Here is a 16,370-nt window from a genome sequence, read left to right as displayed (position 1 = left end):
GTGGCAACGAGATAACTACCCGGAGCCTAGCAACTCCGGCATAGGCGGTTAAATCGTACAGCCTAATAAACCCGACAAAACTTACCTTTTGGTCAACATTACTATGGGATCGTGTAAAAAACAACCATTCTCATGACACAAATATGACACTAGCGGTTGCCAAGCAGCCGAGCCAAGCGGCAACGATGATGATTAGACAGCCGGTAAGAACTGGAAGATATGCGCTTCGCGGCCCTTCGGGTCGAACTCGACCGTTCGTTCGTGCTGCGCACTCGTTTTGCGGTGCAAAACAATCTCTCCGATACAGCGGGAATCTATACCGATAGGCAATACATAATTTGGCAATGAAATACTATTGAAATGGCGCGCCGCAAGAGATGCGCTTCGCGGCCCTTCGGGTCGAACTCGACCGTTCGTTCGTGCTGCGCACTCGTTTTGCGGCGCAAAACAATCTCTCCGATACAGCGGGAATTGATACCGGTAGGCAATACATAATTTGGCAATGAAATACTATTGAAATGGCGCGCCGAAAGATATGCGCTTCGCGGCCCTTCGGGTCGAACTCCTACGTTCGTTCGTGCTTCGCACTCGTTTTGCGGTGCAAAACAATCTCTCCGATACAGCGGGAATTGATACCGGTAGGCAATACATAATTTGGCAATGAAATACTATTGAAATGGCGCGCCCGGAGAGATTCGAACTCCCGACCAAGTGGTTCGAAGCCACCTACTCTATCCAGCTGAGCTACGGGCGCGTAGTGCTGTTCAGAATTGAACGGCTGCCATTGTAGTCAGGGCGGAAAAATTAGTCCAGTGCTAGGCCGCTATATTTAGTGCAAATAGTTGATTTTGCTAGCTTTTTGCGGCTCTGATCAAGCAAGGATCTTTTCTAACAAGGCTTTAAGCTGTAATGGCCGAATCGGTTTTTTTAGTAAGTAATAGCCTTTGTCTTTTGTCGCGTGGCGCACCTCATCGGTATAGTCTGCGGTAATAACAATAACTGGTGTTTGCTGCATCCAGCTTTGCTGCCAACGGTCAATCACCTCTAGCCCGGTCACCTCATTATTAAGGTGGAAGTCGATAATCACCAACTCTGGCTGACTCTTTTGGATATGCTGATCCGCTGCTTGTTCGTCGAGTGCGACATCAACTTGATAGCCCCAAGCCTGCATTAGGCTCTGCATGCCATCAATAATTTGCTGTTCGTTATCAACGCAGAGGATGCGCCAATCGGCACCTCGCTCAACTGCCTCAAGTTTGGATTGGCTGGCTACTGGCAAGCTATCGCCTTTAGGCACGCTAACACTAAAACAGCTACCTTTGCCGAGCGTAGATTCAACAGACAGCGGGTGATCGAGCAATTCGGACATCCGTTTCACAATCGACAAGCCAAGACCAAGGCCTTGTTCTTTTTGTGCGTATTCCGGCACTCGATAAAACTCATCAAAAATAACCTTGCACTGTTGCTCACTGAGCCCGGGGCCAGTATCGATAACCTCAATTCGAAGCTGTTGCTGGTGTCGGCGCACGCCAACCAGAACCCGTCCGGAATGGCTGTACTTAATGGCGTTACTGATCAGGTTTTGCAAAATACGACGCAGCAATCGAGCATCAGAAACAACCACGGCCGAACTGACCACCAAGGTAAAATCGACATTGCGCTGCTCTGCGATAATGGCAAACTCAGCCTGCAACGATTGCAGCATCGAACTCAGGCTAAAGGTTGATATCGACGGCTTAATAATGTCCGAGTCTAGCTTAGAGATATCGAGCAACTCGCTTAATAGGCTATCTGCCGATTGCAGCGAGCTCTCTATTTTTTCACACAGTAATTTGAGTTCGTCACTCTCTTGCGAATCATTCAGCCGCGATTGAAGGCTGGCGGTAAACAAGGCAGCTGAATTTAATGGCTGTACTAAATCGTGTCCGGCTGCAGCAAGGAATTTGGTTTTATTGATGTTTGCCTTTTCTAATTCTACGTTGGCTTTTTCAAGTTCTGAATTAGATTGTCGCAAGGCTTCGGTACGTTTATCGACCTGCATTTCAAGGTCTTCATTACTGTGCTTTAACTGCTCAGTAATTAAACGGTACTCGGTGACATCGGTATAGACGGTGATATAACCGCCCTCGTCCATCGGGCGGCCTAGTATATTAATATAGCGGCCGTCTTTAACTTTTCGTTCGGTTTTATAATTTTCGGCTCGATACAAAAACGCCATGCGCTGCTCAACCAATTGCGCCACCGAGCCTTCACCATATTCACCCTGCTCTGCGTTATAGCGCACCAAATCAATGATCGGCGTACCAACAACGAGAAGGTGCTCTGGGTAATCGAACATTTGCTGATAGGTTTTATTCCACGCAACTAAATTAAACTGCTGATCGACAATGCTAATGCCCTGATTAATCGATTGCAGTGCAGAATTTAATATGTCCCGATTAAACTTAAACACCTGAGACGCCTCGGTGACGATGTTATCAACATCACCCCAGCCTTGTAGGCGAATCTTTTCAACCTCTTCAAACAACAGACGCGCTGCTGGCAACCCCATGACCGACGACAACATGCGTTCACTGTTACGGATCAAACGATCGTCAGCTATGCCATCCTTACTGATGCGATGCGTCACTGGGTGGGTGTAGCCATGAAATAACGATGACAGCTTTTCAATGGCAATAAACTGACTCATCAGGCTATAGAGATCTGCCACCGTAATACCACTGTATTGATTCTCTGCTGGCTCTTTAGCTGACTGCTGAACAATACGACTGGCCTGTATTCGATCTTTTAACGAAACCTGACTGTATGCCGAACCCAGCAGCAACCCCAAAACATTGAGCGCTAAGCTCCAAGCGGTTGCATGCACCACTGGTGTTAAACCATCGACACCAAATAACGCATAAGGATTAAAAATGCTCTGCTGCTGTAGCCACTGCTGCAACGCTTCGGTACCAAGCCATGTTTGCGCTGCCATAGGCAACATCAGAGTATAAAACCAGGTCAGAAACCCTAGGCTTAACCCCCAAATAACACCTTTACGATTCACGCCCGTCCAAAACAAACCAATCACAACGGATGGTACAAACTGAGCTACCGCCACTAACGCGACTAACCCTGTCAGTAATAAGCTGTGTGCCGAGCCAACTAAGCGATAATAAGAAAAAGCGGCCAATAGAATAGCCACAATACCCAAACGCCGAACCGTTAAAATAATGCTAGCCATCCGTTTTGATTCAGCACGAAAGATTGAAAAACGAATCAACATGGGCAACACAAGGTCATTAGATAACATGGTACTTAATGAAATAGTGCTGACAATCAGCATTGAGGTTGCCGCAGAAAGACCACCAATAAACGCAAGCAAAACAAGATCATCTCGGCCATGCAGCAGTGGTAAAGTTAATACTAGGTGTTCTAACTGGCTGGCATCTGCATTGACGTGCAGCAAACCAACAGCGGCTAACGGGGCAATGAAGAGGTTAAATAAAATTAAATAGCTGGGCAAAATCCAACGCGATTTTTGCAAATCTTGGTCATTTCGACAGTCGACAACAGCAAGCTGAAACTGCCGCGGCAAGACAAAAATAGCCAACAAACCCAGCAGCATTTGCGTGGTATAAATATAGCTGTCGTTAAAGCCATTAAACAGAGTTTCTGTAGCCGAAGCAGCCAAAGAGTCGCGCAACAAGGGCACAAAACCACCACCGATACTTTGTACTGCCCAGTAACCTAGAACCAAAAAAACTACCAGTTTAACGATCGCTTCTGCTGCGACAGCCAACAGCATGCCGGAGTTATGTTTCGTTGCGTCGAGATGACGAGTGCCTAACAGCATTGCAACAGCAGCCATAACCAAAGCAATATAAAGGGCGATATCCTGAAACCAATAATTGGTGACAACCGGTGTATTTGAAACCAAGCTAAAGCTGACGGACATCGCCTGCAGCTGTAAAGCGATATAGGGAATAACGGCAAATAGCGATATCAGTGCAACCAATAATGCGACGGTTCTGCTATTGCCATAGCGCGATGTAATGAAATCAGAAAGACTGGTGGCGTTTTCTTGTTTAGCGACTCGAACTAGCTTCTGCCAAAACGAAAAGCCAAAAACCAATAACACAATGGCGCCTAGATGCACCGGAGAAAAGTACCACCCCTGCCCCGCAAATTGAGCCGTTGCGCCATAAAAGCTCCAGCTGGTGCAAAAGATGGTGAGCGATAATCCATAAACCCAAGGGTGCAGTCGAGAGTGCAGCGGTTTTTTATCGCCCCACCAAGCAATGGCAAAAAAAACCATTACATACAGCAGCGCAATAAATATGAACAAACTCAGGCTATGCATTAATTACTCCAGCACAAACACCAGCACTCAATAAGACAAAGTGAGATAAGATGAAAGCAGTATAACATTGATTGCTGCCGCCATAAGCGTAACCTGTGGCACGCAAGTCACGCCTTTAGTTCAAATTAAATAACTCAAACTCGCTAGTTCAAACCGGATAACTAAACAACATACGACAGCTAAAACTCGATAACAAAATAAAAACCAGCGGCCTAACTAAAGGCCCAGCGAAGTCACTTGCTTCTCTAGCCATTGGTCGAATAAACCTGCTGGCATATTACCCTGGCGTTGCTCGACAACCTCGCCTTTATAGAACAATAAAATACTCGGAATGCTGCGAATACCAAAGCGATTAGAAATAACAGGCGTCGCATCGGCATCTACTTTGACAAAGCGAACTCTAGGTTCCCAGCCACGAGCCGCCTGCTCAAACACTGGAGAAAACTGAACGCAGGGCGCGCACCAGCTGGCCCAAAAATCGACCACAACGGGCAAATCTGTTTTCAATACATGGTTATCAAAATTGCCTTCACCAACAGTGATAGCACCGAACTGAATGACCGGCTTTTTGCAATGACCGCAGATCGCCTGATCGACCGATCGGTCTTCAGGTACTCGGTTGATGGTAGAACAGGATGCACAGGTGACGTTTAACATGCGTATAACCTCCGTTGTCAGCTGTATAAAGCTGGTTTGAAATGTTAATTAGTAAAACACACTAACCGCTTTGAATTCACTAACGCAGTAGCAAAACCATGGCCTAACAATTGAGGGAACAGGTTTAGAAATAGATAAAATGAAGCGCCACGACATAACGGTTAAATAGCATTCAAGTTTACCCTAAAGGATAAACTTGAATATTGACCAGTAGCATTAAGATTAAGACTTAGAATCCGTCTCGGTTTCTGGGTCCTGCAGAGATTGAGCGCTGAGCGCCTCGGCTAGGTTTCCTCGACTGAGTTCACCCTGCAGCTGGCCTTCTTCGTCGACGACAGGTACTGGGTATTCGCTGTCGAGAGTTTCAGAAATCACCGCTTCGAGCACATCATCCGGTGATACAACCACTTCTGGTTCGTAGTTGTCTTCACACAGTTCATTGGAATATTCAGATTTATCCAGCTCTTCAAGCTGCTCACGAACAATCGCACCTTGGTAGCCATCTTCATTCACATTGTAAGCGTAATCGAGCTTAGAAGTTCGCATCTGTTTAATCGCTTCACCAATAGTATGCGCAGAAATACGATCCTTAACAGGCTGCATCACGGTATCGACTGTCAATGCCCGAGCACGGTTAACATCGCGAACAAAACTTTCGACGTAATCATCTACTGGGTTCAGCAGAATATCTGCGGGCTCACCTACTTGAATCAATTCACCGTCACGTAAAATGGCAATACGATCACCAATACGTAAGGCTTCGTCTAAATCGTGGGTGATAAAGATAATGGTTTTATGCAGCTTCTCTTGCAGCTCAACCAACTGGTCTTGCATCTCCGAACGAATGAGCGGATCAAGTGCCGAAAAAGCTTCATCCATTAATAGAATTTCTGCATCAGTACACAAAGCTCGCGCTAAACCAACACGCTGTTGCTGGCCGCCAGAAAGCTGTGAAGGATACTGATCTTCATAACCTTTTAGACCGACATCTTCCAGCCATTGCATGGCTTTTTCTGAGCGATCTTTTTTAGCAACACCACGAACCTGCAAACCAAAGGCTATATTTTCTAATACCGTGTAATGAGGCATAAGACCAAAACGTTGAAATACCATCGACATTTTAACTCGGCGGAACTCTCGCAGTTCAGCTTCGTTCAACGTCATAATATCCTGACCTTCAACGATGACTTTACCTTCGGTAGGGTCAATCAGTCGATTAAAGTGACGAATAAGAGTCGACTTACCCGAACCTGATAGCCCCATAATAACGAAGATTTCACCGCGTTTAATATCTAGACTAATGTCACGTAAACCTAAGGTGTGTCCAGTTTCTTTCAAGATGTCAGTTTTTGTCTCACCTGCTTTGGCTTTTTCAATAAACTTATTAGGTGTTGAACCAAAAAGTTTATAGAGGCCTTCAACTCGAACCAATGATTCAGTCATTTTGACCTCCAATATTATGTTGCGAGCGCTTAGCGTAAGCCTGTGATACACGATCAAAAATAATAGCTAATACAACAATGGCAGAACCATTCAGCAAGCCTTGAGCAATGTATTGGTTATTAATGGCTTGCAATACTGGTAAACCCAAACCCCGAACACCAATCATAGATGCGATCACAACCATCGATAATGCCATCATAATGGTTTGGTTAATGCCCGCCATAATATTAGGCATGGCTAACGGCAGCTGCACCGACCAAAGCCTTTGCATAGAAGTAACACCGTAAGAATCTGCGGCTTCAATGACTTCTTTATCCACTAAACGGATACCTAAGTTCGTTAAACGGATAACAGGAGGGATCGCATAAATAACGACAGCGATTAGGCCTGAAACTCTGCCAATACCAAGCAAGATGACTACCGGTATTAAATAAACAAAAGCAGGCATTGTCTGCATAATGTCGAGCACAGGCGTAATAACTTTCTGCGTACGATCAGACCGAGACATCAAAATCCCAACAGGAATACCTATTAAAATTGATAACAGCGTACACACTGTAATTAGGCTTAAGGTCCGCATTGTGTCTTCCCACATACCTAAAAAACCAATACAGAGTAGCGCAACGCCAACACCAACAGACAACTTGACTGAACGTGCTGCCAGCTGAGTAATCAATACTAAAATAGCGATCATTAGCCACCAAGGTGTGGCGAGTAATAGTTTTTCAAAAAAGATTAAAAAATCCAGCAAAGGCTTAAAGAAGTTTTCAATACCTTCACCATATTGACGAGAAAAACCTTTAAAGGCTTCATCAATTATTTTTTTTAAGCTAGTCATACCACTACGGTCTAGCTGAGGGATTTCTGTTAACCAAGACATGTTAAGTTTCTTTTCAAGCTAAAAATAAGGCGCCCTAATAAAGAGCGCCACTTAGTTTTTATTTAAAGACAAATGACTTCAAATAAAATTCATGAAATAAATCACAAACTTCTATAGCGAAGCTTTAATTGCTGTCGCGACTTCTTCAGAGACCCAAGGAGTCCAAACTTCTGGATAGCTTTCTAAAAATTCATAAGCACCAATTTCGCCGTTTGCTTGGTTATCTTCCATCCATGCTAGCAGCTTATTCATCAATGCGTTATCTAAAGAACGAACAGCTAAATAATCCATAACTTCTGGAGATCCTGAAGAAAATTCAGTACTTACAACTGTCCATACATTAGCAACAGGGAATGAAATCACTCGAGGTGATTCACAGTCTAATTTGCCAATACAGGTAGAATAGTGTTCAAGGTCAGCTTCTGCACCCACATCAACACTTACCATTTCATATTTACCTAATAGCGCAGTAGGTGCCCAGTAATAACCAAACCATGGTTCTTTACGCTCATACGCTTTAGCAATAGAGCCAGCAAGGCCAGCACCAGAACCTGGATCTACTAATTCAAAACCATAGTCTGCTAGTTCCATAGCTCGGAACAAATTCTCATTTGCAATCTGGCAGTTCCAACCAGCTGGACAACCCATCATCATGCTCGTACCAGGGTTTTCAGGGTTTTTAAACAGCGCTGCGTGTTTTTTAACACCTTCAAGTGTTGCTAACTCTGGGTATTGATCAACCATGTACTTAGGTACCCATAAGTTTTCTTGACCACCATCAGAAAGTGAACGACCAACATATTCGACCTTGCCGTCCTCAACACCTTTTTCCAGTACATCAACAACACCATTAGTCCACAACTCAGGGGCAATTGCTGGTACGCCCTTTTCGATCATCGATGTTGTTGCCGCCAGGGTGTCACCAGGTACTAATTCCACTTCACAGCCAAAGCCGTTTTCCAGAATCACCTTATCGATATTCGCCCACAATGAAGCAGAACTCCAAGTCATTTCTGCAATTGTAACGTTCTCACACTGATGACTTTCTGATTCAGCAACCGAATCTTCAGCACCTTCTTGTGAGCAGGCCGCTAACAGCAGCGCAGTCACAACTGGCAAAACCATACTTAATTTAATTTTCATTTCATTGCATTCCTTGATTATTTTTTGTACAGACAACCCATAGCAAAACCTAGCTAATAGCTGCCAAGACGGTTGTTACGTTTTATAGAGAGGGGAAATTGTGTATTACGAGTTAGGGATAAGAGGTATAAAAAACAAAAACGGTAAGGAAGAAGAACTTTTGCAGGCCGACTAATTGTGGCACGAGTAGCAGAAAGGAACGGGAGTAATAGCGTGGCTAAACTGTTCTCTAAGATATTCATATACTATTCGTTCAAATAGTCTAAAACCGAGCCTGGTTAGGGGCTGGTAACCGTTTGACGAGTCCTCTTGTATTGCAAAAGTTGACACAACCATAACAAAGCCAATTCTAAACCTCAAATAGTATACAAACTAAATTTATCGTCTAAAACCAGCCAAATTCACGTAAAGCACTGAGCCATAAGGGGTTTGCAGGGACTTCGAGCATCATATTTTTATTTAGTACAGGATGGAAAAAATCGATAGAAACCGCCCTCAAGGCTAGCGAGGCAATACCCAACTGCTGTTGAGCTAGCTTATTGTGATGCCTGCAACCGTACCGGCTATCCACCAAAATGGGGTGGCGAACATGCTTTAGGTGACGACGAATTTGGTGCTTACGCCCTGTTTCAGGCTGGCACTCCAACCAAGAGAATCGACTTTTTGAGTATCGACTGACTGGATGCGCCAGCTCGGCAATGGCGAGACGCTTAAAGTAAGTAACGGCAGGCTGTGCAGGCTTATCTTGCTGAGCGTATTTATCGGCGATTTTATCGAGCTGCTCAACCAAGGCATAATCGACGCTAAATTCAGGCTCACAAAAGCCACGGCAAATCGCCCAATAGCGCTTTTTAATCGATCCATTACGAAACTGTTCGGCTAGATCACGCGCCACCGCTTCAGATTTCGCCACCAACATAATGCCACTGGTCGGTCGATCTAATCGGTGTACTGTATGCACCTTATGGCTAGCGCCCTGCTGCTGAAAATAGCTTTTTAATCGATGACTTAACGTATCGCTTTCATGGCGATCAAGCCATGACGGATGAACAAGCAAACCGGCAGGCTTGTCGACCGCGATCAGGTACTCATCTTCATAAATAACCGAAACATCACTCATTACTCATCAACCATCAATCGTCGTCTTCGTCATCAACCACTTCGGTAATTGAAGGCTCACCACAAACAGAGCATTTACCTTCGATAAAAATACGACCTAAAAACTCGTACTCAATAGGCTCAACCATCCCCAAATCGACCTGCTGGCACTGATTGCACCAAGTATTTTCTAAAAATGCCTGCTGCTCTTCTGCACTGCGCGCGCTGAAATCTCTAGCAATTCGCTCGTTTTCGTCGCTCATCACGCTCTCTCCCTTCTGATTAACCTTATTTAAAACTACAAAACGGCTGCGAACTCTAAACTAAAGCCGCCATTTTTAACATGACCCGCAAATTAGATAACGGTATAAACTAAAAAATCGCAGACTGGATTATTCTGCCTGCACCATGAGATCATTAGCGGCAACCGAAACACTGATGAGATGCTATGAATATCCCTACCTTTATTGCTTTTGAAATGACTGATATCGAATCCGGCTACCCTTATGCGGTTTCTTGGTCGTTAAAAGATGGCCAATACAAAACGGTACTGATTCGACCAGAAGAAGAATGGCTGATTGATTTTGAAACCGCACAGTTCAACAGCGACACCCCATCGGTTCAGGATTTACTCGATAAGGGTGAGTCTGTTTTAGACATTCTCAAAGAGTGGGATCTAGATCTAGAAGATGGTGAGCTTTACTGCCAAGACCCGATATCGACTCAATATTGCTTAGATTTGATGTTTGAGGCATATCAGAAAGAATGTGAATACGATGTTATTTCCGAATACGACTGCTTCGATAACATCGACAGCTTTGACCTAGACGAGCAGCGTCGCTGGATTATGGACACCGAAGGTCTCAGTGCAACCAACAGTGAAGACATCATTAAAGCCTCTATATTTTTGTACGCTCGAACAGAATAACTCGACCGAAATAAAGAGCGAAAAGCTGAAAGGTACTGATCCCCTTCTTACCTAATAAACTCCAAGCACAAAAAAGCCAGCATAAGCTGGCTTTGTTTTTTCTGGCGCTAAGCGACTTGTTAGCTGGCGGTAAACTATCTGTTAGCTAGCGCTAAACCAGCGTAGTACCGCTAATGACTCATAGTGACTATTGACGAATCAAAGCCAACAAATCTTGAGTCTTTTCATCCATCAATGCTCGGTCACCACGTGTTTCAACGTTTAAACGGATAACCGGCTCGGTATTGGACTTACGCAAATTAAAGCGCCAGTTTTCAAAGAATAATGAAAGACCATCCACTCGCTCAACGGCAATAGCGTCTGCTTTATATTGCTCAAACACGCGCGCCATGGCTTCATCGGCATCGGCTACCTTGCTGTTAATTTCACCTGGGCTTGGGAATTTCGCCATGCGATCTTCCACTAAGGCTTTAAGGGTGGTGTTCTTACGGCTCAGTAAATCAACAACCAATAACCAAGGAATCATGCCTGAATCTGCATAAGCGAAGTCTTTAAAGTAATGGTGCGCCGACATCTCACCACCGTAGACGGCATCTTCTGAGCGCATCTTCTCTTTAATAAAGGCATGACCAGAAACCGATTGGATAGCTTCGCCGCCAGCGGCTTCAACAATTTCAAGGGTATTCCAGGTTAATCTTGGATCATAAACAATTTTAGCGCCCGGCTGCTTCGCCAAAAAGGCTTCCGCCAGCAGGCCAACGATGTAATAACCCTCAATGAAATTAGCGTCCTCATCCCATAAGAAACAGCGATCAAAGTCACCATCCCAAGCAATACCTAGATCGGCACCATGGTCTTTCACGGCTTTGCCCGTCACTGGCTGCTGGTCGTGCAATAATGGGTTTGGAATACCATTAGGGAAGCTGGAGTCAGGTTCGTGGTTAATTTTAATCAACTTGATCGGTGCACCACGCTTTTTAAGCTCGGCTTCAATGGCGTCCAAACTTGGACCTGCGGCACCATTACCGGCATTTACGACGATTTTCATCGGCTTTAAATTGGCGATATCGATGTAGCTCATCAAATGCTCAACATAGTGAGCTCGATTATCCAACTGGGTCAGCGTACCTGGCGTAGCAGCTTTGGCATCGTAGCTTTCCTCTTCTGCCATTTTACGAATGTCGCTAAGGCCGGTATCAGCAGAAATCGGCTTGGCTTCATCACGTACCATTTTCATGCCGTTGTAATTAATCGGGTTATGGCTTGCCGTTACCATACAACCACCGTCGGCCTGTAAAAACTTGGTGCCAAAGTACACCTCTTCGGTACCGCAGAGACCTAGATCGATCACGTCTGCACCGTAGTCTAAAACACCTTGAGCAAAGGCATCTTTTAATTCTGGCGAGGTTTCTCGCACATCCCAACCGACAACCACTTTTTTAGGCTTTAAGAATGAAGCGAAAGCTCGGCCTATCTTATAGGCAATATCCACATTGAGTTCGACTCCCAACTCTCCTCGAATATCGTAGGCTTTGAAGCAGGTCAACGTCATTAGGGTTCCTTAATATGAAATAACTGAATTTGAAAGTTTTAAATTTTAAATAAGCGCAGTTTAACAGCTACTCTAATCTAAACAGATGACCGCAGCGCTCAAACAAGTAACCACAGCAAACACGAAGTCTAATCGTAATAAAAACTGGCTTAACAGAACCTCACAGCGGCAAATAATAAACAGGGTTCCATCAATAGTTTAACTAAGCCATGTAGGGTAATATTTTTTTATAGAGACTGAAAGTAATCTCAGCATAACAGCATGGATTAGGGTATTATTTTGATCCAGATAAAGCCTTGGTCAACTTTTACGCATACCAAGAATATGTTTATACGCTTAATTTAATCTCGTTTACCGTTAGACAGAGCCACTATGATACCTACAAACCTTTTCCGCCAAGCCAGCACCATCGCCCTATTCAGCCTTATCAGTAGCGCCCTTCAGGCCGACAATCTATTAACTGATACCTTTTTACAGCCATCACAGGTTAAAAATGAGGCCTCAGGTGGCGAAGTCATCTTCAAATTAGGTATCAATGAAGGTAGTGGTGAAATTCGCAATGACGACGGCTACCGAATCGACTTGCCGCGTATTTTGCTGCAAAAAAACGTCTCAGATGAGATCTTATTTCGCGCCTCGGTTCCTTGGGTCTATTTAAACACCGCTGATAACGAAGACAATCGCTACACGCTTGGCGATCCTGCTTTCCTAACGACGGTACAAATCAAAGATCACAATACCTTTACCGTCGGTGTAACAGAACCCGCAGCTAACCGCCCTTTAGAACCTGATGTTGTGCGCTTTTATGCATTCTACACGCACGGCATCGAAACACCCTTCGCCTATATTACAGGCCAGTTTGGCCCTGAAATCCCAGATGTCTATAACGGTGAAGGCCAAAACGACTTACTTAATGCAGGCCTTTCCATCAAGCTAAACAGCCTACCTTTAGAGCTAAGCCTTATTCGCAAATTTGAAGTTAGTAGCAAGTGGTGGGATTTCACTAAAGCAGTTGAGTCAGATTTAAACCGTACTAACCTAACGTTAAGTGCCGAGCACAAAATGAACCTGCGCTATGTAAACAGCCTACAATGGTTTGCTGGCTTCCAAGAAAACGATGGCATGCAATATATTTATGGTGTTAGCTTTAAATAACGACGACCTGTTCTTATCAAGCTCAAAAAACGAACTAATAAAAGACTACTAATAACCTTATATTGCTAATGAAAATAAACCGCTACCTTTACAAAGAAATACTGATCACCAGCCTTTCTATTACGGCGGTTTTATTGTGTTTACTTATCGCTACCGAACTCAGCGACACACTCACCAAGATATTAACGCGGCAGTACAGCAGCAATGCTATTTTGTATGTGATCGGCTTTCAGATTTTTATTTTGCTGCCTGAGATAATTCCTGCAGCTTATTTTTTAGCTTGCTTAACTACGCTCAACCGTTTTAGCCAAGACTTAGAGCGAGTGGTCTACCATGCTGTAGGCATTAGCGATAAAGATATCTTGAAACGATTATTACTGGCGACTTCCCTACCTATTATTGCCGTTGTGCTAGCATTGCAAAACTACATAACTCCGCTAGCTAACTATGAATTAGCTCAATACATTGAGCAGCAAAAAAGCCGGCCAATTACTGACATTATTCAAGCAAAAACCTTCAACCAAATCTCCAGTGCAGCCGGCACACTCTACGCTAATGGCGCCGACAACCAAAGCGAGCAACTTAAACAGGTTTTCTCTGCTTCAAACCGACAGGGTGAACTGAGCATCATCTTAGCCGATAGCGCCAAAACCGGCATTTCAGAAAACGGCCAATACCTGTTATTCCAACAAGGCACCCAAACTCGATTCTCTTTTACTGAAAACAGCGAAAGCCAACAGGGTGAGTTTTCGGCATTAAATATTTTGATCGACCAGGCGAAAGCTCAATCGGCACAAAAACGACGTTACTCCAGTTCAAGCAAGGAGTTGATAGCAACGGCGGATCGAAGCAATCAAATTGAAGTTTTGCATCGTTCTATTTCCAGCCTATTTATTCCAGTTTTTTGCATGTGGGCTGTCGCCCTTACTCGTTTTAAACCGCGCAGCGGCAAAGCTGGTGCCATGGCTATCGGTATCTTTTTTTATATTCTGTCGAACTTTAGTTATCGCACGGTGCAAAGCGCCTTCGCCAAATCGGATGCGGCATTATTTTTATCACCTTGGTGGTACTTTGCCTTACTGGCGTTAGTTGCTTATTACCTTGTTGCAAGGAAGGCTCAGTGATGAAAATTTTAGACTGGTATCTACTGCGCCAAACCAGCTTTATGATCGGCATTGTCATCTGTTCGATAGCTGGCCTGCTGCTGATCACCGGCATTGCTGACGATGCAGCACGCCGCGTTGACGAAAGCTACACGCTATTAAAATCTGTTAAATACAACCTCATGATGCTGCCGTCGTTTCTGCATGAATACATCGATATTTGCGTCATGCTTGGCACACTGATCACAGTAGCTTCTTTAAACAAAAACCAAGAGCTTACCAGCATTCAATTAATATCCAGCTCAACCGCCAACTTAGTACTGCGGTTATTGCTGCCTGCCTTAATCATGCTGCCCTTTTTATACTATTCGGGCCAATGGCTTGGGCCTTCACTGGCACAGAGTGCAAAATTAGAGCGAGCACTCCTAACCGGCCGTAGCACGCCAACTCTAAGCGGCCAATGGTTTAAAACCGGCAATGAGTACATCAACATTAACTTGATTACCACCGACAACCAGCTCATTGGCATTAGCCGCTTTACTACCGACGGCGAGCAAAATCTATTATCAGCCCAATACAGTAAAATGGCCTCCTTTAATGAAGACCATTGGATATTAGAAAACAGTACCGAACTCAACTTTGATACCCGCTCAGTCAGCCGGGAAACTAATCCACAAAGCACTTGGCAAACTGAGTTATTCACTCCTGATGTTGTTAACAGCTTGAAACAATACAGCGACCGATTAACACTCACGGAACTGTTTAAACGCAGCCGATTCGACGCTGAAGCTGGCACTCTAACCTCAGAAACACAACGAGATTTTTGGAATAGAGTTTGGTATCCCATCCGTTACTGCGCTGCATTGCTATTAGCATTGGCATTTTCATTTGGGTCGTTTCGACAAAAAACGGTTGGCGATGCCGCCTTTAAAACCATTGTTATTGGTATTACCGCAGGCCTGATGATGGATACCATTGGCGCTGCATTGATGATCCTACAGATGAACGCGATTGCCGCAACACTACTGAGTAATCTGCTTTACTTGACTGGCAGTGTTGCGCTATTGAGAAGAAGTTACTGATTGCACTGAGTAAAAAGATCCTGAGATATTGATATGCTAAATTTAGAACGCCCTAGTTTTTTTCTCCGCAAGGCCATGCTGACTCAGCTCGCAAAAGCAACACCATATAGCATAACAGAACGTCAAATAGCCAACTTTGAAAATCAACTGAACGTTGAGCAAAAGAATCGCCTCGATTACTATTTAAAAGATAGAAAAAGCTCGCCTGATCGCCTACAACTTAATAAAGCTGTTGCCGATTTCAAACTAGAAAAAAACTCACTGCAATATTTTGATTTAGCACCACTGCTGCATCATTTCCCAAAACATAATAAATTCAATGTTTTATACGGTGACATAACCCTAGTTCCTGAAAACCCCACCTTTGTAAAAAGCCGTCCAATTTCAAAAAACAACTGGCAATCTGTATTACTAAAAATTTCAACCCTGCGGCACTTTTCATTTCATGCTGACAAAAAAACATGGTACCAAAAAGCCGACAGCGCTATATGGCGTGGCCATGCACATAACGAAAACAGACGTAAACTAGTCGCGAATTATATTAATAACCCTCTAATTGACGCACACCAAACAAATAAAGACTACCCAAGCTTACCTCCTAAAAAACCATTTATGAGCGTTCAGAACCAGCTTGATCATAAATTCATTATTAGTATTGAAGGTAATGACGTAGCTACCAATTTAAAATGGGCTATGGCTTCAAACTCACTGGTAATCAGCCCAAAACTGAAATATGAAACCTGGTTTATGGAAGGCAAATTAAATGCAGGTGAACACTATATTGAGGTAGCAGACGATTTCTCGGATTTAGAAGATAAAGTAGAGTATTACTTAAGCCATCCAAAAGAAGCGGAAGAAGTTATTGAACATGCACATAGGCATGTGCAACCATTTTTTGATCATAAAGCCGAGAAGTTACTCAACCTATTAATCATTAAAAATTACTTTGAACGATATATGAGCTAAGCCTTAGGCTAGTAAACAAAA

Annotated in this window: 13 protein-coding genes and 1 tRNA gene; 5 read left to right on the top strand and 9 right to left on the bottom strand. The window is 44.0% G+C overall.

Features of this window, described 5'->3' with window-relative positions; translation table 11 throughout:
* Positions 1-677: 677 nt before the first annotated feature.
* From FME95_RS01995 to FME95_RS01960, 8 genes are all read right to left on the bottom strand, one after another.
* Positions 678-754: transfer RNA gene (locus tag FME95_RS01995), tRNA-Arg, on the bottom strand.
* A 117-nt stretch (positions 755-871) separates the two neighbouring features.
* The gene (locus tag FME95_RS01990) at positions 872-4,342 is read right to left on the bottom strand and encodes a hybrid sensor histidine kinase/response regulator (RefSeq protein ID WP_147712674.1); all 3,471 of its coding nucleotides are present in this window, start codon (positions 4,340-4,342) and stop codon (positions 872-874) included.
* Between the two features lie 216 nt (positions 4,343-4,558).
* Positions 4,559-4,999 (bottom strand): thioredoxin TrxC, encoded by a 441-nt coding sequence (gene trxC, locus FME95_RS01985; RefSeq protein ID WP_147712672.1) that lies wholly within the window; start codon positions 4,997-4,999, stop codon positions 4,559-4,561.
* Between the two features lie 222 nt (positions 5,000-5,221).
* The gene (locus FME95_RS01980) at positions 5,222-6,442 is read right to left on the bottom strand and encodes a quaternary amine ABC transporter ATP-binding protein (RefSeq protein WP_147712670.1); all 1,221 of its coding nucleotides are present in this window, start codon (positions 6,440-6,442) and stop codon (positions 5,222-5,224) included.
* The gene (locus FME95_RS01975; protein ID WP_147712668.1) at positions 6,435-7,322 is read right to left on the bottom strand and encodes an ABC transporter permease; all 888 of its coding nucleotides are present in this window, start codon (positions 7,320-7,322) and stop codon (positions 6,435-6,437) included. The genes FME95_RS01980 and FME95_RS01975 overlap by 8 nt, the downstream gene beginning before the upstream one ends.
* 111 nt (positions 7,323-7,433) lie before the next feature.
* Positions 7,434-8,465, bottom strand: coding sequence for a glycine betaine ABC transporter substrate-binding protein (locus tag FME95_RS01970; protein WP_147712666.1), 1,032 nt, complete (start codon positions 8,463-8,465; stop codon positions 7,434-7,436).
* 385 nt (positions 8,466-8,850) lie between these two features.
* Complete coding sequence (locus FME95_RS01965; protein ID WP_147712665.1) at positions 8,851-9,585, bottom strand: pseudouridine synthase; 735 nt, start codon at positions 9,583-9,585, stop codon at positions 8,851-8,853.
* Between the two features lie 13 nt (positions 9,586-9,598).
* A complete protein-coding gene (locus FME95_RS01960) occupies positions 9,599-9,826 on the bottom strand; it encodes a hypothetical protein (protein WP_147712663.1) in 228 nt (75 codons plus the stop codon).
* Between the two features lie 185 nt (positions 9,827-10,011).
* Between FME95_RS01960 and FME95_RS01955 the strand changes: the two genes are divergently transcribed.
* A complete protein-coding gene (locus FME95_RS01955; protein WP_147712661.1) occupies positions 10,012-10,491 on the top strand; it encodes a hypothetical protein in 480 nt (159 codons plus the stop codon).
* 187 nt (positions 10,492-10,678) lie between these two features.
* Here the strand turns inward: FME95_RS01955 and FME95_RS01950 are convergent, their stop codons facing one another.
* Entirely contained in the window at positions 10,679-12,043 is a 1,365-nt protein-coding gene (locus tag FME95_RS01950; protein WP_147712659.1) for a phosphohexomutase domain-containing protein, read from the bottom strand.
* 372 nt (positions 12,044-12,415) lie between these two features.
* On the opposite strand from FME95_RS01950, the gene FME95_RS01945 reads away from it, so the two are divergent.
* The 4 genes from FME95_RS01945 to FME95_RS01930 all read left to right on the top strand — a co-directional run bounded on the left by FME95_RS01945 (position 12,416) and on the right by FME95_RS01930 (position 16,349).
* On the top strand, positions 12,416-13,198 hold the full coding sequence (locus FME95_RS01945) for a hypothetical protein (RefSeq protein ID WP_147712657.1): 783 nt from the start codon (positions 12,416-12,418) through the stop codon (positions 13,196-13,198).
* 68 nt (positions 13,199-13,266) lie between these two features.
* Positions 13,267-14,322, top strand: a complete 1,056-nt coding sequence (locus FME95_RS01940; protein ID WP_147712655.1) for an LptF/LptG family permease — start codon at positions 13,267-13,269, stop codon at positions 14,320-14,322.
* Complete coding sequence (locus FME95_RS01935) at positions 14,322-15,383, top strand: LptF/LptG family permease (protein ID WP_246109354.1); 1,062 nt, start codon at positions 14,322-14,324, stop codon at positions 15,381-15,383. Before FME95_RS01940 ends, FME95_RS01935 begins: the two co-directional genes overlap by 1 nt.
* Positions 15,384-15,416: 33 nt before the next feature.
* Entirely contained in the window at positions 15,417-16,349 is a 933-nt protein-coding gene (locus FME95_RS01930) for a glycosyl transferase family 90 (protein ID WP_147712651.1), read from the top strand.
* The last annotated feature ends 21 nt before the right edge of the window (positions 16,350-16,370 follow it).

The sequence above is a fragment of the Reinekea thalattae genome (assembly GCF_008041945.1).
In the GTDB taxonomy this organism is placed as follows: domain Bacteria; phylum Pseudomonadota; class Gammaproteobacteria; order Pseudomonadales; family Natronospirillaceae; genus Reinekea; species Reinekea thalattae.
This window is presented reverse-complemented; position numbering and strand designations above follow the sequence as displayed.